Genomic DNA, 23,406 nt, shown 5'->3' with positions numbered 1-23,406 from the left:
CAAGTGTCTCAGGGATCTTCACTCACTCAGTTTACAACCTTATTTGATAACAAAACGTTATCGATGCTGGAGCGGATGCGCTTAAACCCCACTAGACGATTGACCAATCGCAGTCGTGGAGAACACCTCTCGGGAAAGGGGGGGACGAGTACGGAGTTTTCCGATTACCGAAACTATGTTCCCGGCGATGATGTCCGCTATATCGATTGGAATATCTTTTCCCGGCTGAACCGCCCCTTCATGAAGCAGTATCAATATGAAGAAGAAATGCATGTGGTTCTGATCCTCGATGCCTCGTCCTCCATGGATTACGAAGACAAATTTCTGCGTTGCCGACAGTTGGCAGCGGCTTTTGGCGTTATGGGACTGCTCAATTTTGAAAAAGTCAGTGCTTATGTCTGTCATAATAAGGGAGGGCGTCCCCAACAGTTCCTGCCGACAACCGGTCGGGGCAGCATGAAACGACTGTTTGATTTTTTATCCCAGATTGAACCTGGTGGCGATTCTCCCATTGAAAGTGCAGTCGACGATGTTCTGAGATCGCATCGTGGCCGTGGGATCGCAATCCTGCTTTCGGATTTTGAATCATTTGGCGATTTGCAACGCCCGATGAACCTGCTTTACAGTTCTGGCCTGGAAATATTTGGTGTGCAGATCCTGGCGCCTTCTGAAGTGAATCCGGAAATTAATGGCGATCTCAGACTGGTTGACAGTGAAAGTGGTCAGACACTGGATATTTCCTCCGCCGGGGATCTGTTAGGTCTGTATCATGAGCATCGTTGTTTACTGGAAGAGCATCTGGCATCTCTCTGTCGTCAGCGTTCTGGTAAGTTCCTGATGGTCAACAGTGGCGATGCGCTGGAACATGTCCTGTTTGATCAACTGAGACGGAAAGGGTGGGTCATATGAATTTCTGGCCTGGCTTTTACGCTCTCCAGGGCGCCTGGTTCCTGTTGCTGCTGGTACCACTGGTCATCTTTTATTTCCTCAAATTAAAACGCCCTCATCAGCGTGTGCCTTCACTGGCACTCTGGAGTCAGGTGATCAATGACCGTCGTGTGAATTCGCCGTTCCAGAGGTTCAAACGCAGCATCTTGCTGCTGCTGCAAATCCTGCTGTTACTGTTTCTGGTATTAGCGTTAATGCAACCTTATGTTCAAAGTGGTGCGGAACGTGCTGAGTATCTACCCATTTTGATCGACTGTTCTGCGAGTATGGCTGCGACAGATTCGGAGTCGGGTAAAACACGATTGGACCTGGCGAAAGAACGTGTGGCTGACCTGATAGACAACATGTTGCCTGACCAGCAGATCTCACTGGTTGCTGTCAGTTCGACTGCCCGTCGCTTAACTGCTTTTACTGATAATCAGCGTGTCTTGAAGAAAGCACTCGCTGATTTAGCGGTCGATGATGTTCCCAGCCAACTTGAAGATGCTCTGCGTATGACGCAGGCGCTGTCACGTACTGCTCCGATCAATACAGTTCTGTTTTACTCTGACGGCAATTTCCCCCGTGAAGTGAATTTCGAACTCCCCTTCGACTTGAACTTTCAACTACTTCCGCCAGCAGGGGCAAATATTGGAATCACGTCCTTCAATGCACGAAAAAATCAGGCTGGTAACTGGGATGTCTTTATTCGTGTTGAAAATTCGAAACAGGCAGACAGTCCAGCTCAAGTCGAGTTGCTGCAGGATGGAACCAGTATCGCTAAGGAAGAGATCGTCCTGGGGAGTGGGGATTCCCAACGACTGGAGTTTTCGGTCGCTGCAGATAAAGAATCAAAGCTGGAAGCGGTTTTATATCCTGGATCGCAAGACAGTCTGGCTGCTGATAACCGTGCGTTCCTCACAATACCACAGTCAAGATCTCTGTTGGTCTACATTGACCCGGAATTAGCCAGTTATCGTTACGCGCTGGCCGATGATAAAGAATTGATTCTCTATCCACAGGAAAAAAGTCCAACCGCTCCTCCCGATTATGACCTGATTATTGGTAGTTCAGCAAAAGATCTCGACAGACCTGCACTCGTAAAACTGGGGGTCGGATTTATCCCTGAAGATTTACAGGAACTGATCACGTTAGAGAGTAATCTGACCGATGTTGTCGACTGGAATCGCAGCTCCGCCTTTTTACGCCACGTTGAGCTGGCTGATGTGCAGATTTCGCAGCAACCGGTCTGGGCAGAGAATGCCAACGTTGAAGACCTGGAAGCACTGGGATACGAAGTCCTTATTCACGGACGTCTCGGACCTTTGTTATTACAGAAACGAAATGCAGGCGAACTCGAATTCTATTTTCTGTTTAATACAGATCGCTCCACAATGCCTTATCGCGTCGGTTTTCCGATTATGGTATCCAACCTGATTCAATTAACATCACAGGAAGCGGGGATTTCCGAGACCCAGGCAGCGGCGACTCCCGTGCTCCCTCCACTGGAGTTTCAGCCAGAAAAACAGTATGAGATCCTGACACCTGCCGGAAAAGAATTACGTGCTGAGAGCGATCAAAACGGGCGAATCTCCGGCGTCGCCGCTTTGCATACCGGACAATATACCATTAGCGGGGCGGGAGCAGAAAACACAAAAATCAGTGTAAGTCTTTTAAACCCTTTAGAGACTTCGCTCGTTTCAGTAGAAGAGATTCAGTTCAGTGAAGTGCCCGTTACCGCGACTCAATCGCAGATCGACAGTGACAAGCCTCTCTGGGGGGAGTTTGCCTTCATCGCATTTCTGTTGCTGTTGGGCGAATGGTGGTATTTCCAGAAACGCCCGGCAGGAACAATGTCGTAAACCAGATATAAGAAAACAGGTTGAAAACGTATGAATTGGAAAGTCGTGCCACTGGTCTGGTTATCCTGTGTTTTGACAGCACACCTGGCGGCAGCGCAGACAACTCCGATCACGGTTGATATTCACCAGGTGACTCAATTCCCTAAGGGTAATGGTCCGATTTCCTTAGTCTGGCAATGCTCTGTCTCCACATCCGACCTGCTGGAAGGCCATTTCCTGGTTACTGCCTATGATGGGAATGAACAGTTTGGACAATTTCAGTCACATGATGTCGCCTTGCATTCGGGATTTCATGAAGTTCCCATGATGCTGCCTGCAATGCAGGTAGATGGTTCCTATCCTGAATTGAAATTACGGCTCAGTTTTATCACACCGGAAACTCGTTATGACTTTAAAGATCCCTATACTCTGAAAGTCGGTCGCAGATATCTGAGAACACTGGCAGTTGGAGTCTGTGATCCGTTTGACGAAAATTTAATGCCAGTTCTGAAAACCTTCCTGGATCAATTAAAATTTGAAACGATCAGCCCCAAAGAACCGGTAGAGATTGATTATGACCAGTTTAACCTGCCCGCTCACGTGGCAAATCAGTATATGTCAAATGCTTATCCTCTGAAACTTAAACTGAAAACCTATTCCATTCATCTGCATCCGGAAGACTTTCCACAGCTTCCCGTTGACTGTCATCAGTATGACATCCTGGTGATCACAGCCCGAGGGCTTGAAGCATTAGAGTCGCGTCATCTGAAAGCAATTTTGCAATGGGTTCGTTCCGGCGGCAGTTTATGTGTGCTCCCCGGTGAAATAACGGGAGCAAATCAACTGGAATTTCTCAATGCCCTGCAGGAAAATCAAACGGGATCTCCGTTATTACAGAATTCCGATGGTCAAATTGATTTCTCTGAGAAGAATCAAATCCTGTTTTCCAGAACGGGTTGGGGGCGGACTGTGATCCTGCGTCAGCAGGCACTGGAAAAAGGCCTGCTCACTTCTGATGAACAAGCTCGAGTTCCATTTTTTTTATGGAGACTGAAAGAGTCGCAAAAAAAATTCTATGACAAACAGCAGCGCTGGGATGAGCAGCAATTGATCGCGGATTACTTCCAGCAGGAAAAACAGACGAACTATCGAAACTCTAATGGATATTCCACCTTAGAAGTCCTCAGTATGACCTATCAACCTCTTTTTACCGGGGGTATGTTAATCAGCGATCTCATGCCGGCAGAATTACAGATTGTCCCCAGTTGGATTATCGGAACGATTTTGCTGGGGTATGTTTTGATGATCGGCCCTGGAGAGTACTATCTGCTGGGATACTTTAAAATACGACGCTTCACCTGGATCACATTTCCTGTGATTTCAATTTGTGTGGCCTTGTTTGCTTTTCTCATCTCTAATTATTTTATGCAGGCGTCCCACGAGCGAAAAAACCTGTCGATCATTGACCTGGATAGTAAAGGGGAACCAGTCAGAGAGAATGAGATTGAGTTGCTCTTCACGGGAGCCTATCAGACCATTGAAACCAGGATCAAATCAGGGTTGTTCAGTCCACTTAATCAAACAGAACTGGGTGGGGGCTACAATAACTACAATTCTCGGCAGAATCCCACCACTTCTATGGTAGGGGCACCTTTCTATCAGGGATCCCTGCCGACACAATATTCTGTCTATCAGAATATGCCTCAATGGACGCCACAACTGAACCGAATTGTCAAAAATTATCCTCAATCAGAACAACCTGGCTTCGACTGGGGATCGATCACCGCCGATCAACTGAATTCGGACGATAGCCGCGAGAGACTGATGAAAGAGGCTAAGCAGACATTTGGTGAGAATGCCATCCTGTTGATCTATCACGGAACGACCGATGGAAAACCAAAACGATTTATTAATCGCTATCCGACAGAACTTCAGACGGGAAACCCGCTACAAGTTGGGGGGCTCACGCCATTATTAACCCCCATAAACCGGCCTTATGCGCAATATCGGGATCAGTCTCAGGAACGGACCTGTTTTATGGACGATCTGTGTGCCCGGCAATCGCGGGGCTTATTTCAGATTGTCTCCCAAACATCCCCTGCAGGCGGAAGTAATTTTGAGGACTTGAGTATTCTTGACTCATCCGATCCCCGTCAGTGGCTGGTTGTCGTGTATGTTCCAGGAAATCAACAGGATATTATTTATCGTCAGTTAATCGTGTCAGACACTTAAGACCATTACCTATTCTCCAGTTCGACTGTGTCCAGTTTTACTGGAGTGTCTCCAGAGGCAATGGGATCGAGAATCATAGTACGCGAGACGCTATATCAAAATGTGATACGCTTTAGAATGTTCAAATCTTATGAGTACGCAACCTGCAATGGTGGAAGTAAATAATCTTTGGGTCCGCTATGGGAACTACGAAGCCGTCAAAGGTATTTCCTTTTCGATACCCAAAGGAGAAGTCTTTGGTTTTATCGGACCAAATGGAGCAGGAAAATCATCGACCATCAAGGTCCTGGCGACTCTGCAACGTGAGTATGAATGTGATTCGGTCAAGATAAACGGAATTTCCGTAAAAAAAGCCCCGCATCTGATTCGAGAAATGATCGGTTATATGCCGGATTTTTTTGGCGTCTATGAAGATCTGACTGCCCGGGAGTATCTGCATTTTTTTGCAGCCGCTTATCGCATCAACCGCAATCGCAGGAAAGCAATTGTGAACGATGTTCTGGAGTTAACGGATTTGACAGAAAAGATCGACGCGCCCGTGGATTCACTTTCCCGCGGCATGAAACAACGCCTGGCGCTGGCGCGTGTATTATTACATGACCCGGACCTGTTATTACTGGATGAGCCTGCCAGTGGTCTGGATCCGCGTGCTCGAATCGAAGTGCGGGAACTGTTAGTTGCGCTGAAGGAGATGGGAAAAACCATTATCATTTCCAGCCACATTCTGCATGAATTATCACAGCTTTGTACCAGTATTGGCATTATTGAAGCAGGTCAATTCGTCACACAGGGTTCTTTAGATCATATTTACAAACGGCTGGAACTCAGTCGCATCATACATGTGCAGATTGTCGGTGAAATGAATGGGATCTGCCAGAAAATCGAATCATTCGAGGGGGTGAAATCAGTTAGTGTGCAGGCTGATCGCCTGGCAATTCAACTTCAGGAAGATCAGCTGGCGGTGGAAGATTTGCATGCCAAACTGGCTGCGACGGGCGCTAAAATCCGTATGTTTCAGGCTGAAGCCATGGATATGGAAACGGTCTTCATGAAATTGACGGAAGGGAAGACGGCATGAAACAGCGATTTCTCCAGCTCGGATTGCCGCTGCTCTCCAAAGAACTGATCGAGATGGCAAATCGCCGCCGAACCTACGTTATTCGTTCGGTTTATGCGTTGCTGTTTCTGGGATGTGTGGGTTTTATTTATATGGATAGTCTGGCCCCACAAATTAATAATCCCCTGGCGATACTGGGGCGGGGGCGGGAAATCTTTCAAGCCATGGTTTTTCTGCAATTCGTTGCCATCTATCTCCTGCTGCCTGCCATCACTTGTAGTGTCATTACACAGGAAAAGGAACGTAACAGCCTGGGGCTGTTACTGATCACTCGATTAAGCCCTGCTACTATCATTCTGGAAAAATATCTGGGACGACTGATTTCCATGCTGACGTTCCTGATGCTGGGGCTGCCGATTTTGGCCTTTGCCTATTCACTGGGGGGAGTCTCTCCCGCCATGTTTATTAACGGTCTCTGGCTGCTGATATTGACTATGTTCCAAATCGCTGCATTGGGAGTGATGTGCTCCAGCTTTTTTCGCACCACCGTGGCAGCCTTCATCGCAACCTATCTGCTTGGTTTTCTCATGTTGTTTGGACTTCCCATCGCTTATGAATTGAATCTGCTGTTTTATCGGGATGTTGTCAATCTGATCGTCGATGTCCTGCAGCGCGTACCATACCTGGGAGAATTATTTCAGCGCGGAAATCGACCCAATGAGGAAATTAACTTTTTGTTTTTTGCTCCCTATTGGTTTGATCGGTTTTCCTGGACTCCCGGGGGAGCCTCTGTCGTGAAAACCTTCATCTTCAGTCTCCCAATATTTATAAGTACCTTATTCTTTTTATTACTTGCGAAATTATTTCTAGTCCGACGTGCATTTATCCCTGCCAATAATCTTTTATTAAATATCTTCAAAAAACTGGATTGCCTGTTTTCCAAGATCAACAATAATCGGGTGACACGCGGGATCGTGCTGGTGAAGGACACCGTTTCCCTCCCGGACAGCAATCCGATTGCCTGGCGAGAAACATCCAAAAAGTCCCTGGGAACATTTCGTTACCTGTTTCGAATTCTGGTTCTTCTGGAAGTCCCGACTCTGTTTTTATGTATTGTCACTGCCATCGGTAATCCAAGTCCTGTAGTCCCGGGCGCTGTCATATTACTATGGTTAATCTGGGGGCTCAGCGTGTTGTTACTGGCCGTTTCTGCGACCAGCCTGATAGCCGGGGAGCGGTCTCATGAAACGCTTGACGTATTACTGACCACTCCCATTTCGGGAAGCGAGTTGTTAGATCAGAAGATTACCGGTGTTAAACGTTTATGCCGGGTTTTACTGATTCCACTGTTAACAATTGTGTTGTTTGAAACCTGGTGGAAATGGGAACACGCCCAGATGGGGCGGAGAAATCAATACGAATCTCAGTGGCTGGCCTATTTAGTCGGTTCTCTGCTGATGCTGGGCATTTATTTGCCGATGCTGGTTTACCTGTTCTGTTGGATTGGAATGAAAATCAAATCGCAGACCAAGGCGATTCTGGCTGCCTTGGGAGGGATTATTGTCTGGTGTCTGCTGCCATTTATTCTGGCTTTCCCGCTTTTTATCATGATTCCCAACTTAAACGAAGATTCTATCCTCTATGGTCTTTTCCTGGGGCCTGCTTCCTATCTGGTGCTGAATGAAATTGCCGAATTTCAAGAATTCGGATCGATGTGGATTCCCCTGGTCGTCAATGCCATAATTTATGGTGGGTGCCTGATGTTGTTTCGCACGCTCTGTCGGAATCATATTGATGAAAATCTGGGACGCCTGGGCTATGATAACACGAACTACTATCGTCCTGACATTGATTCAATCGATGGCATCTCCTTTGATCAACCGTCTCAACTGAGTTCTGATATATGAAATACCACTTGAGAATTTCCCCATATCCCCAGATACGGAATTTAAAGCTGAGCTTCCTATGGGGAGCATTCTTTGTAATGCTCCTGCCCGGCTCAGTTTTCGCAATAGATATCGAAGAAGTTGTCTGGGGGTTTAACAATCAGCAAACCAGTGGGAAGTGTATTCCCCTTTCCATCCTGCTTCGCAATAACACCCCCGAGGCATTTGATGAACCGGTTCAGCTCAACCGATTGCAATATGGCGGCAGCAAAACAGGTGCGCCGTTGATGCGAAAAGTTTTTGTGGCCCCATTCAGCTCTCAATGGGTTCAGTTCTATCCTTATATTATTGAATCATACCAGGAAGACTGGTCGCTTAACTGGGGACCCCGATTTGTCTACGGTCAAAAACTGACCAGAGCGGCGAATAATATCAGTTCCGATTCAAGACTAAATGCTGTGCGATCGCGAATCATTTTGAGCCGATCAGATGCGCTGGTCCAAAAACAAGGGTACTTCAAGCAATTTCCAGAGGAATTATTTCCACCATCAGTGACTGCAACAGACTCTCTAGACGAAATTCTCATCGGTCACGTTCCCCGCTGGGATGCGGCCCGCAAGGCATCATTTATGGACTGGCTTTACCAGGGAGGAGTGGTACACTTGCTACCCGATGATGCAACCGGGGAAAACCTGAGCTTCACAAGCAGCATGGTCGAATTAAATTCACCACTGGACTCCTTTCGGATAGGGGAAGGCCTGGTAATCCGCCATACTCTTAAGATGTCTCAAATGAGTGAGAATGTACTGATCGCGGCGGTCAATAAAATTCATGATCAGGAAGCAGAAAACATTCTCCATCGTAAACCGGAAGCCAGGCAGAGTAAAACAGTCACTAGTCAATACAGTGCTCAACGATATGGTGATATCAATTCCAGGTTGATGCACCAACTGACAGACTTAACACATCCCGACCATAACTGGCCTCTGATCTACCTGATGTCTTTCCTGTACCTGTTTATGATCTTTCCTGGCTGTTTTCTGTTCAATAAACGCCAGAAGAATTCGCGATACCGCAATTCGCTGTTATTCATCCTGTTTACCGTGGTCTGTTTCAGTACCATTTTCTGGAGCATCGGGAAACGGGGCTACGGTGAAAAAACCACGATTAACAGTTTACTCATCGCACAACCATTACCGGGGAATTATTTCGACACTACCTGCTGGATCAACTCCTTTGTCACGAATGGAGGGAAGTATCAATTTATCTCGAACGGAGAAGGCTCCATATTCACAACGGCTCAGGATACGGAACGCATCAATGGAATCATTGCGAATGGAATTGATGGGTTCTTCCAGGCTGATATTCCGGCATTTTCCAGTCGGCCGTTCATGTATCGAATCAAAGTACCATCTACCAAGCCAGAATGTCACATTGTTGATTATGAACTTAACCGCGACGGGAATCTCGAAGATCTTATGCTTGAATTTCAGCCGGGGTTACCTGCCAATCATTCTCGGATCCAGATTCTATTTCGCGAGAAACTGTATTCAATAGTTCAAACTAAAGAGAAAAATCGATCCCTGTTTAAGCTCAAGCAGGGAGGCGTCATTCCCGTTACAACGTGGCGGACAAAACTGAATTCTGATCTAGGTTATGGGCCACGGTATGCGTATGGCAATCAAGATAAGGATGCCAATGAAGTATACAGTAAATTGTATGAATCACTCGTCATCAAATCGTTGGATCTGACGACCGAAGAGCAGGTTGTTAACTATCGAGACCATCAGGCTCGTTTCAAATTATTTTATTATTGTGATATTCCAGATGAATTTAAGCTGAAGACGGATGTGCAGGGGGACCAACAGGGACGCATCCTGTTTGTCTACGATTTCGCCTTACCTGAAAAACAGATTGCTGAAAACAATGAACCAACCGATCCATAGTAAACCTGTTATTGATATTCAGAATGTATCGCATTCCTTCAAAGGACATCGCGCATTACAGGGCATCAATTTCCAGGTCCAGCCTCAATCCCTGCATGGTTTTGTCGGCCCGAACGGGGCAGGGAAGACCACTACTCTGAAAATCATCTGTACTCTGTTGCGTCCACAGGGAGGAAAGGTAGAAGTTTTCGAACATGACGTCCGGTCGTCCGTGAAAGAAATTCGAAAACGAATCGGGTTCATGCCCGATCATTTCAGCACCTACAGACAGATGACCGTCTTCGAGTACCTTGACTTTTTCGGTGCAGCCTATGGCCTGGGACTCGATCAGCGAAACCAGGTCATTAATGATGTATTGACCCTGACTGACATGGACGGTCGTAAGGATTCGCTCATCAGTGGATTATCACGGGGGATGCAGCAGCGTGTCAGCCTGGCGCGTGTTCTGGTCAATGACCCCGATCTATTATTACTGGACGAGCCGGCATCCGGGTTGGATCCCCGTGCACGCATAGAACTGATGGAAATATTGCAGGAACTGAAACGCATGGGTAAAACCATTTTCATCAGTTCGCATATCTTAAGCGAACTGGCGGAATTGTGTGACAGCGTCACAATTATCGACCGAGGATTGATAAAATACAGCGGTTCCATGGACGGTCTCCTGACCCATGAACAGGAACATCCGGTCTATAAAGTCGTGCTGGAAGCGGAAGTCGAAGGGCTGATGGATTCGCTGTCAGGTGAGCCGGGAATCCTGAAAGTCGAAGCGACCGAAAAACCACGCGAATTACGCATTATGTTCGATATTACGCTAACCAGTACGGGAAAATTATTATCTAAAATCATTGAGATGAATGGGACCATTGAGTCGTTCCAGCGTGACAAGAAACACCTGAACCAGGCATTTCTGGATCTGACAGAGCAGGGAGTGCGTTAATGTTACAGGGGACTTTTGCATTATTTCATCGTGCGTTATGTGTCGACTTTCGGTTAACGCGTACCCATTTATTTCGTTTTCTGTTTGCCGTTCTGATTTTATTTTGTCTGATGATCGCACATTCCAGCAGCCGATTCATGGGAGCTGCCGGACTCTATTTATTCACACAGATCGTCTATCTGAATTTTGTATTTATATTGATGGCCGGCATCAGTTTTTTCGCCACCGCGATCACAGAAGAAAAAGAAGAACAGACGATCGGCCTATTGTTGATGGCGGGCGTAAATCCGATTTCCCTGTTGCTCGGGAAATCTCTGCCGCGACTGGTTTCTGCTCTCATACTACTCTCGATCCAGTTTCCCTTTACCCTTCTGGCAATCACTTTAGGCGGAGTCACTTTCACTCAGGTGCTCGCAACCTACGCAACGCTGGCAGCATTTCTGATAGGACTATCAAATCTGGGGCTGGTTTGTTCGGTAGTCTGTGCACGTTCCCGGGCTGCCTCGTCTCTGGTTCTGATCTCTCTGTTCCTGTATTTCCTGGGGCCTCCCTTACTGACATGGGGTGTTGAGGGTGCCGTTTATGCAAAATGGATGTCAGGCAGCTCATTGATTGCCAAAGGGGTCGAGTCTTTTGTTGAATATTGCTACGAGTCCTCTGTTTTAACGCAGCTTAATCTGATCCTGACTTCGGGCTTTAGTGAGAGCCCCTGGGGATTTCAGTTCTGGACGAATCTCATTGCAGGTGCCGGGTTCTTCCTGTTAGCCAGTCTGTTCTTTAACCGTTTTGCGCTGACCGAAGTCTCTACTGATCCGGGACGCGGATTGATCTCCAAAAAACGGAACCGCATCTTTTCACCGGGTCGCGCATGGATGCAGGCGTTGGCGTGGAAAGATTTCTTTTTCGTGAATGGTGGCCTGGGAATGGCGATCATCAAATTTGTCTGCTATGGAGTCGCCCTTGTTTCCCTGTGCGCCTATATCAGTTATACCTCGCGCAGTTATTCTCTGCGTGAAATGGGGCTGACCGTCTTCTGGACCATGCTGATTGTGGTGCTGATTGAAATCAGTCTGATTTCGTCGCGGATATTTCATGTCGAAGTTCAATGGAAAACTCTGGTTTCGACGGCCATGCTTCCGCAGTCAATGGCGCAGATTGCGTATGCCAAGCTCTTTGGGTCAATGCTGGCAATTGTGCCCGCATTCGCCTACTTACTCATTGGTGGGCTGCTGGGGATCGAAGAAATGACGCAGGATCTGGGTATGGTGCTTGCTGAACCTAGTTTCTGGCTGACCTGTATTGAAGTTCTCTTTTTCTGGCATCTGACGGCTCTGTTGTCAACGTTTATTAAATGGGGGGCATTACCACTGGCATTCGTTCTGATGTGGGTCGGTAATATGGTATTTTTCTTTTCCATGAGTATGGTTGCCATGGGAGGCGGAGGGGGTCCTGAAGCATATGAAGCAGTTGTTATCCTGTTTACTTTGTTTCTCTCAGCCGGTATCGTAGGATCACACTTTTTAATTAATGAACGTCTGATGTTTCTGGCTTCACAATAATTGGGCCGACGTAATGTTACAGAAAAATGAGGTCGTGATGGATTCTAAACTCAGTCGAAGAAGGCTTTTACAATCATCCAGTCTTTTAGCAGCTTCTGCCCTCGGTCTGGACTGGCAGCAGGTACAAGCCGGTGAAAAACAACTGGCTTCGTCTCAGCCGCTCAAGGGAAATATCAATCAGTCTGTGGTGCACTGGTGTTTTAAAAAGTACTGGGATATTGAAAAAACAGCGCAGGTTGCCAGTCAGTTAGGAATCAAAAGTGTCGAGCTGACTCCTGCAGAGAACTGGAACACCCTGAAAAAGTATGGATTAACCTGTGCCATCGCTTCCAGCCATGGTTTTAAAACCGGTTTTAATAACCCGGAACACTGGGATGAATGCATTCAGATTTTACGTAAACGGATTGATGAATGTGCTGCGGGAGGCGTCAAAAATGTCATCACTTTCACTGGAATGCGGGACGGCATCGATGATGAGACGGGGGCCAAAAACTGTGTCGCCGGCCTCAAAAAAATCATCGGCTATGCGGAGAAGAACAATGTCAACCTCTGCCTGGAAATGCTCAATTCACGCGATGACAGCCACCCGATGAAAGGACACCCCGGTTATCAGGGCGACCATACAGACTACTGTATCGATATCATCAAGCAGGTCGGCTCTGATCGAATGAAACTCCTGTTTGATATCTATCATGTACAGATTATGGATGGGGACGTCATTCGTCGGATCCGTGAGCATAAAGACTACATCGGCCATGTACATACTGCCGGTAATCCGGGACGCGGCGAACTGGATCAAAAGCAGGAGATCAATTACCCACCCATCATGCAGGCATTACAGGAAATCGGCTACAAGGGCTTTGTCGGCCAGGAATTTATTCCCACCCGTGATCCTTACGATGGTTTACAACAGGCCGTTTTGCTGTGTGATGTTTAAACTGAAACCGATTAAAAAATGAAAGCGGCGGAGAATAGATTAGTTCTCCGCCGCTTTTTTTGTTTTTGATATCATTCTTTGTCAGGCTGATAATTCCTGAATCACACAGTCACCCATTTCTGTTGTAGAAATGCTCTTACCTCCTGCAGAGATATCGGCTGTACGATGTCCGGCTGCCACAACCCGGGCGACTGCCTCTTCGACTGCAGTCGCTTCAGTTTCCAGGTTTAGGGAATGTCTGAGTAGCATGGCAGTTGCCAGAATGGTTGCCAGCGGGTTGGCAATTCCTTTACCTGCGATATCCGGTGCAGAACCATGAATTGGTTCATACAGTCCCGGTCCGTCAGATCCCAATGAAGCTGAGGGAAGCAATCCCAGCGATCCTGGCAGCATCGAACCTTCGTCCGTCAGGATATCACCAAACATGTTTCCTGTGACCACCACATCGAAGTCCGAAGGACGTGAGATTAAGTGCATAGCCATCGCATCGACGAGTACGACTTCATATTCAAGATCTGGAAATTCATTTTTGACCACATCTGCGGCGACCTGACGCCAGAGTCGAGAGACTTCGAGCACATTCGCTTTATCAACCGAAGTCAGCTTACCTCCACGATTGCGCGCCGCTTCCGCTGCCAGCCGAACGATCCGGGCAATTTCTTTGGTGGTATAGGTCATGACGCTGAATGCTTTTTCGCCGTCCGGATGTTCCATTCTGCCTGATTCGCCGAAGTAAATCCCCCCGGTCAATTCGCGGAAAAACAGAATGTCGGTCCCTTCGATGATTTCCCGCTTTAAAGGCGAAGCATCAAGCAGTTCATTGTAAGGTTTAATGGGACGTAAATTAGCAAACAGTCCCAGTTCTTTGCGGATTTTCAGGAGGCCGGCTTCGGGACGGGTTTTCGCAGAAGGATCATCCCATTTCGGACCACCAACGGCCCCTAGCAGAATCGCAGCGGATGCTTTACAGGTTTCCAGGGTTTCTGCAGGAAGCGGGTCGCCAAATTCATCGATGGCATTGCCCCCCATCGGGCAGGAGGGGGTGTCAAACTGATGATTGAATTTCTGTCCGATTGTATCGAGAACCCGTTTGGCCTGTTCAACGATTTCGGGACCAATTCCATCGCCGGGCAATAATGTAATCCGAGCTTCCACAGTCATTTCCTCATTTGTGCTGTTCAACGTGATGATTCAGGTGATTTCCTCTACGAAAGAGCTAATTTAGCGACTGTACATCCAAAACTCCAGCCGGCCTCGTCATGAATTTTGTCGAGACGAACAGAGAGTCTGAATCATTCCGAAAACAATCATCATTCAGAAGTGATTACAGTCAACATGGCAGCCCGTTGCGACCACTATAACCGGACTGAAGAAATCAATGAAACGCAGTTAATTCTAACTGTAAAATCAAGAAATACGCGTTTTGTACCGATAAGAATGATTAGATCCCGCTATGGATTTTGTGTCTTGTCATAGCGGGCCAAACATTCAAATTCGTCGTCGATTCGCATTCACAGCCCTGAAATGAATTCAGGAAGATACTTTGAGACAAGGGCTTACGCTCAGGAGGAGCAAGCGAAATAGTAATCGATGTAAGCGACAGGACAGGGACATCGCATGTTTCGCTCTTCATTTTTTGCTGCCGGTTTATTCGTCTTACTGACTGGTACTTCATTTTTGTTTGTCGACAAGATGGTTCTCACCCACAAAGTGACTGTGGAAGAAGAACCGGAACCAGTACGCGAACCTGAATTTCGCGGTTTTCTGGGAATGACATCTCTGAATGAAGAGCAGCAGGAAGAACTAAATCCACCTGACTGGGCTGCTTTCAGCCTGATGTCAATTGGTGCCGTCACAATGCTCTACGCAGCTGCACTACCCAAAAAACGATCATAAAACCAGATATTTTAACAGAATCAATAACCGTGATGGACGCCTGTTGTTCCTCACGGTTTTTTTATTGATCAAACCGCAGCGTTGCCCACAGGCTTGGATCCTGGGCGAAAGGGAATTCATGATCTACAATCATAAACTGTTCTCCCAGTTCAGAATCTGAGATCTTGTAGTAAAACCCAGTCTGTGGATAAGATGCCGGATCATAACCATAGAGTTCAGAGGCTGGCAACCAGATATCCAGTTCGTAGCCTGTTTTATTGATTTTGGACCAGAGTCTGACTTTCTTCAAATCAACTTGGGGGGCATCTTCCTGCGCACGATGAATTGCCTGTTGCAGGCAGATCGGTTTCGCCGAAGGGCCAACTGGCTGAAATTCAAAGGAATGACAATAACGGCTGGCCCGATGAATTGTTTTGGTATCGCGGGTATCTATCCAGACCTCAAGTGTTTCTGCAGGTGTGGCCGGATGTTTTTTTTGATTGACCTTCAGGCTGATTGCCAGACCTTCTGTATTCCAGGCAACTTTGAGCCCCCCCCATTTTTTTGATTTGTCAAATGTCAAATCGGGGAGGAGTGCCGAATCTGGAAGCTTTAACAATCGTCCCCGCTTACGGGGAAGGTCCTGTATCTGCGGCAGAGCGATAGAATGCCGAAACATAAATGAGCAGGGAATCATTGACATTGTGAAACTGACTCTGGGAATGACGTGATCTTTAAAAAATATCCTTACTGTGTAGAATCATAGCATTCTGGATTCAGAGTTTCTATTCCCGATCCATCGACTTCACTCGTTTTTTGAACAGCTGAATCAGGTTCTCTCCCTAAGGTATTTCATGCGATATCAGAATGATCAGATGATTCGAATCCGGGGAGCACGCTGCCATAATCTGAAAAATATCGATGTTGATCTACCCCGGAATCAAATATCAATCGTGACAGGCGTCAGTGGGAGCGGGAAGAGCAGCCTGGTGTTTGATACCATTCATCAGGAAGGACAACGACGTTTTCTGGAAAATCTCTCGCCTGGTACCAGGCAATTGTTCAGCCAGGCTCAACCCGTTGCTGTTGACCAGATTCTGGGACTGCCTCCTACGATCTGCTTTGATCAAACACAACGCGTGCAGTCAAAGCGCAGCACACTGGCAACCCTGACTGAGCTATATGATTTTTTTCGACTTCTCTATGCAAAACTGGGAATCGTTCATTGTGTGAATTGCGGGCAGGAACTCCACCAGCAGACTCCGGAGCAAATCGTTGACCTGGTGTTGGCGCTTGAAGATCGAAAGAAAGTGATGATTCTGGCTCCGGTTGTTTCAGCTAAGAAGGGAAATCATTCTACCCTGTTCCATCAGATTGCCAAAGAAGGATTTGTCAGGGCCAGAATTGATGGAGCCGTCATTGATGTCACTCAACCTCATGAATTCCCGGAGAATGTTCCGCATGATATTGAAATCGTGATTGATCGCATTATTGTAAAAGAGGGCATCCAATCACGCCTCAAGGAATCGGTAGACCTCGCATTAAAACAGGGGGGGGGGACTTGTCTCGTCAGTCAGCAGACAGAGGAGGGCTGGTCTGACCGTTATGTGAGTACGCGACTGGCCTGCGGTCAATGTAATCTCAGCTTTCCCGATCCAGAACCAGTCACCTTCAGCTTTAATAGTCCCTACGGCGCGTGCGCAACCTGTAATGGATTGGGGGTGATTGAACAAACTGACTCTGAGGCAGATCAGATATGTCCGCAATGCCAGGGAGCGCGCATCAGTCAGTATGGGCGCTCTATTCTTTTGAATCAGCATTCCATTGACCAGGTTATACGATTAACAGCGCCTGAAATAATGACCTGGCTTGATCAGTGGGAATCAGTGGCAGCTCAAGGATTGAGCCACCAGGATCAGGTCATTGCTGATCAAATCGTACCATCCATTCGAAAAAGACTGGACTATTTGACTGAGATCGGACTGGGCTATATTCAACTCTCGCGTCCTTCGAAAACGCTGTCTGGTGGTGAATTACAACGTGCCAGACTGGCTGCCTGCCTCGGTGCCGGAACAACAGGAGCCTGTTATATTCTAGACGAACCAACGGCAGGATTACACACTAATGAAACTCAGAAGCTGTTGACAATATTGCAGCGACTAAAACAGGCTGGGAATTCGATCATCGTTGTCGAGCATGATCACGATGTCATGCGCGCGGGAGATTATCTGATTGATATTGGTCCCGGAGCCGGGACCGAAGGGGGAAATCTGGTTTTCTCCGGCGACTATGAAGAATTTATTCAGCATCAGGAATCAATTACAGTTCAAGGCTTAACGGGCAGTATTCCATACAGGTCAGAAACGGATCGTACTAATGCAAACAGGGATCAGTTCCTGCAACTCACAGGAGCAAGCATTAATAACCTGAAGGCAGTCACACTCAAGGTTCCGCTACGACAGCTTGTCTGTGTTACCGGGGTCAGTGGCTCTGGAAAAAGTTCTCTGATCATCGAAACACTGGTTCCAGCAATCAAAGCGGAGTTAAACCGGCGTCCATCTCCTGTTTTACAATATGACTCATTGCTGGGGGTTGAACATCTCCAGCAGATTAAAATAATTGATCAAACAGCCTTGGGAAAGAATGGACGTTCTAATCCAGCGACTTATTGTGGTATCTGGGACGAGGTTCGAAAACTGTTTTCGAAGACAAAAACAGCACGATTGCGAGGCTATACAGCACGGCGATTCAGTTTTAATTCTTCTGATGGCCGGTGTGGAGCATGTCGTGGCACTGGTGTAAAACGAATCGATCTGAAATTTCTGCCTCCCGTCTTTCTTTCGTGTGAGAAATGCCATTCAAAACGATTTAACCAGGGAACTTTAGCGGTCAGATATCGTGGCAAAACCGTGAGTGATGTTCTGGAAATGTCCATTCTGGAAGCGTGGGGATTTTTTGAGTCGATTCCTCGAATCCGGAATGTGCTGCAGGTCATGCTGGATCTTGGCCTGGGATATCTGGCCTTGGGGCAGCCGGCCAATCTACTTTCCGGAGGAGAAGCACAGCGGATCAGGCTGGCTTCAGAATTAATATCTCCCTTAAACGGCAGGTCGCTGTTTGTTCTGGATGAACCGACACGAGGGCTGCATTCACATGATATTAACTGTTTGCTGCGAACATTAGATGAGCTGATTAATACAGGCAACTCGGTACTGGTGATAGAACATCATCCCCAGGTCATGTTTGCGGCTGACTGGATCATTGATCTTGGCCCTGAATCTGGTACAGCGGGAGGATCCATCATTGATGAAGGCCCCCCAGCGGAGATCGCGGCCAATCGGCAGGGGGCGACGGGAAAATTGCTGTACGAACTGATTGATAATATTGAATGTGATACGATCCAGAAGTCATCATAAATAACACCTGCAGAATTCACTCATTTTAATTATACTAGATTCTGCCCAATTTTACTGTTTCGTCTCCAGGGCTGTGTGGCCCGAATATATTAGATTGAGAGACGTTATCGTCAAATGTGATGCACTCTAGTTACAAACTTATTATCCACATCCTGAACACCCGTCAAGAACCCGGATTGCCTTAGAGAAAGTTAAGCTGCACGAATCATGAAATTTTTTAATGAGTACGGTATTTCGTTTGAATATCCAGATGACTGGGAACTGGCAAAAGAAGTGAACGAGAAGGATGGAGAAATCCAAATCGGTGTCACAGGTACTGACTCTTCATTCTGGATGATTTCTCTGTTTCTGGTTGATATCCCTGCTGAGGATTTACTGAAAAAGTCTCTGGAAGTCTTTCAGGAAGAGTATGACGATCTGGATGTGTATGACGCAAAAGTCAGGCTGGCTGGCAAAGAATGTCTCGGTTACGATATTGAATTTGTCTGTTCTGAATTGATCAACAGTGCCTTCCTGCGGGTCTTGAAAACCAGTCTGTTCACTGCATTTATTCTGTACCAGGGGACAGATCAGGACTTGCAGAATTCCCTGAAAGCTCTCGAAGCGATTTCTCTGAGTCTCGATATTTTTGATAATGAATTTGACGGATATCTGGATATAGTTTAAGTTTAAGTCCTGCGAATAAACAAAACTCCAAAAATCGATGATTGCTTATCGAAGTCGAACGGTTTTATAATACACAGACAAGACAGTTACTCACTGGCGTTCAACGGTGTGACACTGGTGCAGACTACTGGCAGTGGAAGCCACATCCGTACTGTTACCGCAAACTGCAGGTTTATCGTTCAGGAGCATTTTGATGTCAGCGGAAATTGAATCACATCAGGTTGAGAGCATCGGTGTTGTTGCAGGGGTCGTCTGGCAATATTTAAGTGAACACGAACCGGTGACACTGAGTAAACTGTCACGTGAAATCGAAGCGCCCCGTGATCTGGTCATGCAGGCAGTCGGGTGGCTTGGCCGAGAAGGTAAGATTGAATTCCATCAGGGATCACGCAGCAAACTGATCTCACTGGTGAATGAGTAATAGCCAAATGGTTGATTGCTTATCTGCCCATAGAAGTGCAGGGCACCATTCTGCGTCAGGTAGCGACTTCCGTTTTGCCTGTTTATTAGCCCGTAAGGGGAGGCCACACGTTTGAGTGACTCGAAAATTACTGAATTGTATCAACAGGCACGTCTACTCCAGAAATCTCGTGAAATCGAAAAAGCGATCGAGATATATCAGAGAATCCTGAGTACCAAACCTGCAGAAAAAAAGGCACATGTCGCGATTGCGACCGCTTATTTTCAATTACAACAATACCCGCAGGCAATAAAGCACTTTGAGGAAATGACGCGTCTGGCTCCCATGGATGCCTCGCCTTATATTAATATGGGTGCCATCTATAACCGCATGGGTGAATACAAACAGGCACTAAATGTGTTTAGAAAAGCGGTTCAGAAAGATAAGAAATCAGCAGACGCTTTCTACAACATGGGCATTGCTCACAAGGGGTTAAACCAGTTGAGCATGGCGGTTACAGCCTATAAACAGGCACTCGTATTTGACGATAAAATGGTCGATGCCCATTTTAATCTGGGAAATGTTTATCTGGAAATGAAAAATCATACCCAGGCGCATTCCAGCTTTTCACGGGCGTTGGAAATCTCACCGGGTTTCAAGAAAGCCATAAATGCCATGAAAATTCTGGACGCTGAAACAGTGAAAGAGAAAGAGAACATGAGTCCTTTCGGTCGCCTGGTTGATGAATCCGCACTGCGAAAAAAAGGCGAGATTGTTTCCACCCGCGATCTCAGTACAGAAGAACGTGAGAGTGACCGCCGGGAAATTCACAAGCTGTGTGATGAGATTACTGAAATCACACACACCATTGTTGACGATTTAAAGAAAGGAGTCAATCCGGGCCTGCTGAATCTGAATCGATGTATCTCGCAGGGTGAAAAGCACTACTCTGAACTGGATGAAGCTTATTCGACATTTCAGAAAAAAGTGAAATCTCTCAATGACATGAGAAAGCTTCTGAAACACCGTATGCTTGAGTTGCGATCTCATGAAAATTTGATCAATTCCCGTGGCGGCAATTAAAATCACACTACGGTTCAGTCTTTTCAAAACCATGTGCATCGCCTCGGAATGGTTTTACCATCAAGTGACCAGCCTGGTCTACCTCACAGACAATTGCTCCGTGTTGCCTTGTCGAATAAATCTGTGTGCTTTTCGAAAAAGTTTTTTTCAAATCAGGAATGGTCTGCTGTTGGCCTCCACTGACAATCACATACGCCGGATTTGCCCATTCGCTCAGATCATGTGTATTTGCAGTTCGACTGCCATGGTGAGGTGAGAGGAGCACGTCGACACTGTCAGTCGATGGTTCGCTTAACAGCTTATTGAGTCCTGCTCCTTCTAAATCTCCAGTCAGAAGAATCTGACGTCCACCATAATTGATGCGCAGTGTCAAACTGGATGGATTGTCGTCCTGGTATCGATCACCATATTCGGGATGCAGAACCTCGATGTTCGTTTCTGCTCCCAGACGAAAGTGGTCGCCTTTACCGATAAGTTGAACGGGCACATGAAACTCCAAGGCAGTATCACACAATTCGATCGTTCCCCGCTGCGACCGCGTCAGAAACGAATGCGGAAAGGCAAGTTCGCGCACGTATCCATTTGTAATCAGTTCTGCTGCAGAATTAAAATGATCGCGATCGGCGTGTGAAATCAGTAGAAAATCGACTCTGCGAATACCACGTGAGAGTAAAGTGTTTTTGATTTTCGAGTAGGTTTGTTCCACGGGGGACATGGAGCCGGCATCGTAGAGAATCGTCTCTCCACCGGGGGCTTCAATCAAAATTGAGACCCCATGATTGACGGCAATAAAGGTACACCGCAGGGAAGGCTCCTGGGGAATCACCAGAGGCACCAATAAACCCGTCAAGATCCAGACAGGCAGCAGCAACAGTCGCAATTTATTAACAGAGATGAGGGAACCCCATTGATGTTTCCAGAAAACAGATAATATTGATAACAGCAATAAGGCATAATACACCAGTATCCACCAGAGAGCGGAGGCAGGTAGTTCAAAATGGGACCAGGGCAAACTGGATGTCCACTCTACAATCCAAAGGAGCAACTGCAGACTCTGGTCAAAACAATAGCCAAATATCCCGGCAGTAAACGGGAGCAGGGAACCGACAAACATCAGCAGGTAGCCCAGCAGGAGGATCAGAAACAGAAACGGGAAGAGCAGAGTGTTTACGATAAGCCCGACAGGAGCCAGCAGGTGAAAGTGATAAAGAACCAGAGGGGCTGTTGCGATCCAGATAAAGAATGTCACCAGAAAAAGACTGTAGAGCAGCCGAAAATACTGAAAGCCAATCCGTTGTAAAGGTGTCTGTAAAAGTGGATCGTTGGCTTTTAAACGCCAGCGTAATGGAATCCAGGTTTGCTGATACAGGTTTTTATAAAAGTCCTGATTTACAGTCCAGAGAATAGACGCAACGGCCAGAAACGATAGTTGTGTTCCCACATCAAACAGATCTGTTGGATTTATCAATAGAATAATCAACGCCGATAAACACACCAGATTCAAGGTGGTAATTGTGCGCCAGTTAACCAGTCCCAGCGTAACAAGCACACAAAATGAAGCGGCTCTCAAGATTGGCGGACGGATCTCGATAATTGAGAGGTAAAACAGGATCGCCAGGATCAACAGTGTCACTGTCACTGTGCGAGGCAGATTGAGGATATGGCAGATGCTCCAGACAAACACACTGAAAAATCCAATATGTAACCCGGAGATCGCTAAAAAATGGATCAGTCCGGATTGACTGAATTCCAGACGCACTTTGGGGCTTAATTCCGTACGTTCCCCCAGCAGGAGCGCCAGTGCAACTGGCTGAGAAGACTCTGATGTATGTTCAACGATGAGTGTTTTGAACCAGTCATGGACTGATGCCCGTAGCCGGTTCCAGGAATAGTCAGTTGTTTTCTGGATCTGTCTTACCGCTGCTGGGATTTTGACCGAGAGTATGGCATCAATTTTCTGTTTGCGATAATAAATCGAAAAATCATAATCTTCAGGGTTATCGGGTTTCGCACAACGTTTTAACTCACCACATATATCAATCAAATCTCCGGCTGCCAGTTTACGGGAGAGCCCCGGCTTAGACGGTATTCGATTTTCTGTAATGAATACGCGCACTTTTCCCGCGACAGGAATCTCGGATTCTTTGATCAGAAGATTCCGACAGGCAAGTGTAAACTGAATCCGTCGCTGAGGTTGATCTGGATTCAGTAGTTCGTCCTCACTCAACTCGCGGACTTCTGGTTTTGAAGAAATCTTACCTGTCAGCCTGACAATACGTTTGGTAACCTGCTGATTTGTCGCAGAGGGGAGCAGGCGGGTAACATGGTCCGGAGAACGACAATACCAATATTCGTGATACCGCAGGGCTCCCAGTGAGACGACCCCGACCAGTAACATGAGAGTGGCGACTCTTCTCCAGTGAGCCCGATACGTCAGTAGCCAACAGATTAACGCAGTTCCAGCAGACAGGATCCAAACGGCTGTCTGCAGATTCAACCAGGCGTCCAACAGAATCCCCAAAGCAAAACAGATCAGCACGCTCAAGGCAGGAGACCGCTGAGGAAGATGCAGAATCTGCCCCCCTGGATTCGATCTCTGGTCAGTCTGTTTAGGGGATTCGTTCTTCAAAACAGGAACCCC

At 47.0% G+C, this 23,406-nt stretch carries 17 protein-coding genes; 14 read left to right on the top strand and 3 right to left on the bottom strand.

The window, feature by feature from the left end; translation table 11 throughout:
• The first annotated feature begins 3 nt into the window (after positions 1–3).
• The 9 genes from ACN0YH_RS00555 to ACN0YH_RS00515 all read left to right on the top strand — a co-directional run bounded on the left by ACN0YH_RS00555 (position 4) and on the right by ACN0YH_RS00515 (position 13,325).
• Positions 4–909, top strand: coding sequence for a DUF58 domain-containing protein (locus ACN0YH_RS00555; RefSeq protein ID WP_417377607.1), 906 nt, complete (start codon positions 4–6; stop codon positions 907–909).
• Complete coding sequence (locus ACN0YH_RS00550; RefSeq protein ID WP_417377606.1) at positions 906–2,789, top strand: vWA domain-containing protein; 1,884 nt, start codon at positions 906–908, stop codon at positions 2,787–2,789. Before ACN0YH_RS00555 ends, ACN0YH_RS00550 begins: the two co-directional genes overlap by 4 nt.
• Before the next feature lie 30 nt (positions 2,790–2,819).
• Positions 2,820–5,000 (top strand): hypothetical protein, encoded by a 2,181-nt coding sequence (locus ACN0YH_RS00545; protein WP_417377605.1) that lies wholly within the window; start codon positions 2,820–2,822, stop codon positions 4,998–5,000.
• Positions 5,001–5,130: 130 nt separating this feature from the next.
• Entirely contained in the window at positions 5,131–6,078 is a 948-nt protein-coding gene (locus ACN0YH_RS00540; RefSeq protein ID WP_417377604.1) for an ABC transporter ATP-binding protein, read from the top strand.
• Positions 6,075–7,964 (top strand): ABC transporter permease subunit, encoded by a 1,890-nt coding sequence (locus ACN0YH_RS00535; protein WP_417377603.1) that lies wholly within the window; start codon positions 6,075–6,077, stop codon positions 7,962–7,964. Before ACN0YH_RS00540 ends, ACN0YH_RS00535 begins: the two co-directional genes overlap by 4 nt.
• A 77-nt stretch (positions 7,965–8,041) precedes the next feature.
• A complete protein-coding gene (locus tag ACN0YH_RS00530) occupies positions 8,042–9,889 on the top strand; it encodes a hypothetical protein (protein WP_417377602.1) in 1,848 nt (615 codons plus the stop codon).
• Positions 9,870–10,829, top strand: a complete 960-nt coding sequence (locus ACN0YH_RS00525; RefSeq protein ID WP_417377601.1) for an ABC transporter ATP-binding protein — start codon at positions 9,870–9,872, stop codon at positions 10,827–10,829. The genes ACN0YH_RS00530 and ACN0YH_RS00525 overlap by 20 nt, the downstream gene beginning before the upstream one ends.
• The gene (locus tag ACN0YH_RS00520; protein WP_417377600.1) at positions 10,829–12,388 is read left to right on the top strand and encodes an ABC transporter permease subunit; all 1,560 of its coding nucleotides are present in this window, start codon (positions 10,829–10,831) and stop codon (positions 12,386–12,388) included. The genes ACN0YH_RS00525 and ACN0YH_RS00520 overlap by 1 nt, the downstream gene beginning before the upstream one ends.
• Positions 12,389–12,425: 37 nt before the next feature.
• Positions 12,426–13,325 (top strand): hydroxypyruvate isomerase family protein, encoded by a 900-nt coding sequence (locus ACN0YH_RS00515; RefSeq protein ID WP_417377599.1) that lies wholly within the window; start codon positions 12,426–12,428, stop codon positions 13,323–13,325.
• Positions 13,326–13,406: 81 nt separating this feature from the next.
• Here the strand turns inward: ACN0YH_RS00515 and leuB are convergent, their stop codons facing one another.
• Positions 13,407–14,480: a 3-isopropylmalate dehydrogenase gene (leuB, locus tag ACN0YH_RS00510; RefSeq protein WP_417377598.1), complete on the bottom strand. Its 1,074-nt coding sequence runs from the start codon at positions 14,478–14,480 to the stop codon at positions 13,407–13,409.
• A 462-nt stretch (positions 14,481–14,942) separates the two neighbouring features.
• Here leuB and ACN0YH_RS00505 point away from each other — a divergent pair, with 462 nt between their 5' ends.
• Positions 14,943–15,221, top strand: a complete 279-nt coding sequence (locus ACN0YH_RS00505; protein WP_417377597.1) for a hypothetical protein — start codon at positions 14,943–14,945, stop codon at positions 15,219–15,221.
• A 61-nt stretch (positions 15,222–15,282) separates the two neighbouring features.
• Here ACN0YH_RS00505 and ACN0YH_RS00500 read toward each other — a convergent pair whose 3' ends face one another.
• Positions 15,283–15,879 (bottom strand): hypothetical protein, encoded by a 597-nt coding sequence (locus ACN0YH_RS00500; RefSeq protein ID WP_417377596.1) that lies wholly within the window; start codon positions 15,877–15,879, stop codon positions 15,283–15,285.
• 175 nt (positions 15,880–16,054) lie between these two features.
• On the opposite strand from ACN0YH_RS00500, the gene ACN0YH_RS00495 reads away from it, so the two are divergent.
• From ACN0YH_RS00495 to ACN0YH_RS00480, 4 genes are all read left to right on the top strand, one after another.
• Positions 16,055–18,616, top strand: coding sequence for an excinuclease ABC subunit UvrA (locus ACN0YH_RS00495; protein WP_417377595.1), 2,562 nt, complete (start codon positions 16,055–16,057; stop codon positions 18,614–18,616).
• 207 nt (positions 18,617–18,823) lie between these two features.
• Entirely contained in the window at positions 18,824–19,282 is a 459-nt protein-coding gene (locus tag ACN0YH_RS00490) for a hypothetical protein (protein WP_417377594.1), read from the top strand.
• 193 nt (positions 19,283–19,475) lie between these two features.
• Positions 19,476–19,703: a winged helix-turn-helix domain-containing protein gene (locus ACN0YH_RS00485; RefSeq protein WP_002643778.1), complete on the top strand. Its 228-nt coding sequence runs from the start codon at positions 19,476–19,478 to the stop codon at positions 19,701–19,703.
• 111 nt (positions 19,704–19,814) lie between these two features.
• Positions 19,815–20,765 (top strand): tetratricopeptide repeat protein, encoded by a 951-nt coding sequence (locus ACN0YH_RS00480; RefSeq protein WP_417377593.1) that lies wholly within the window; start codon positions 19,815–19,817, stop codon positions 20,763–20,765.
• 7 nt (positions 20,766–20,772) lie between these two features.
• On the opposite strand, the gene ACN0YH_RS00475 is transcribed toward ACN0YH_RS00480, so the two are convergent.
• Positions 20,773–23,394: a ComEC/Rec2 family competence protein gene (locus tag ACN0YH_RS00475; protein WP_417377592.1), complete on the bottom strand. Its 2,622-nt coding sequence runs from the start codon at positions 23,392–23,394 to the stop codon at positions 20,773–20,775.
• Between the last annotated feature and the right edge of the window lie 12 nt (positions 23,395–23,406).

The sequence above is a fragment of the Gimesia sp. genome (genome assembly GCF_048262075.1).
In the GTDB taxonomy this organism is placed as follows: domain Bacteria; phylum Planctomycetota; class Planctomycetia; order Planctomycetales; family Planctomycetaceae; genus Gimesia.
The sequence above is the reverse complement of the archived record's forward strand: the minus strand, read 5'-3'. Positions and strand labels throughout refer to the sequence as shown.

What these genes read in the sequence shown, in the direction of transcription:
- ACN0YH_RS00545 (WP_417377605.1), top strand. Translation starts at nt 2,820, where the DNA reads ATGAATTGGAAAGTCGTGCCACTGGTCTGGTTATCCTGTGTTTTGACA.
- ACN0YH_RS00530 (WP_417377602.1), top strand. Translation starts at nt 8,042, where the DNA reads ATGCTCCTGCCCGGCTCAGTTTTCGCAATAGATATCGAAGAAGTTGTC.
- ACN0YH_RS00540 (WP_417377604.1), top strand. Translation starts at nt 5,131, where the DNA reads ATGAGTACGCAACCTGCAATGGTGGAAGTAAATAATCTTTGGGTCCGC.
- ACN0YH_RS00505 (WP_417377597.1), top strand. Translation starts at nt 14,943, where the DNA reads ATGTTTCGCTCTTCATTTTTTGCTGCCGGTTTATTCGTCTTACTGACT.
- ACN0YH_RS00500 (WP_417377596.1), bottom strand. Translation starts at nt 15,879, where the DNA reads ATGTTTCGGCATTCTATCGCTCTGCCGCAGATACAGGACCTTCCCCGT.
- ACN0YH_RS00550 (WP_417377606.1), top strand. Translation starts at nt 906, where the DNA reads ATGAATTTCTGGCCTGGCTTTTACGCTCTCCAGGGCGCCTGGTTCCTG.
- ACN0YH_RS00490 (WP_417377594.1), top strand. Translation starts at nt 18,824, where the DNA reads ATGAAATTTTTTAATGAGTACGGTATTTCGTTTGAATATCCAGATGAC.
- ACN0YH_RS00485 (WP_002643778.1), top strand. Translation starts at nt 19,476, where the DNA reads ATGTCAGCGGAAATTGAATCACATCAGGTTGAGAGCATCGGTGTTGTT.
- ACN0YH_RS00520 (WP_417377600.1), top strand. Translation starts at nt 10,829, where the DNA reads ATGTTACAGGGGACTTTTGCATTATTTCATCGTGCGTTATGTGTCGAC.
- ACN0YH_RS00535 (WP_417377603.1), top strand. Translation starts at nt 6,075, where the DNA reads ATGAAACAGCGATTTCTCCAGCTCGGATTGCCGCTGCTCTCCAAAGAA.
- ACN0YH_RS00525 (WP_417377601.1), top strand. Translation starts at nt 9,870, where the DNA reads ATGAACCAACCGATCCATAGTAAACCTGTTATTGATATTCAGAATGTA.
- ACN0YH_RS00515 (WP_417377599.1), top strand. Translation starts at nt 12,426, where the DNA reads ATGGATTCTAAACTCAGTCGAAGAAGGCTTTTACAATCATCCAGTCTT.
- ACN0YH_RS00495 (WP_417377595.1), top strand. Translation starts at nt 16,055, where the DNA reads ATGCGATATCAGAATGATCAGATGATTCGAATCCGGGGAGCACGCTGC.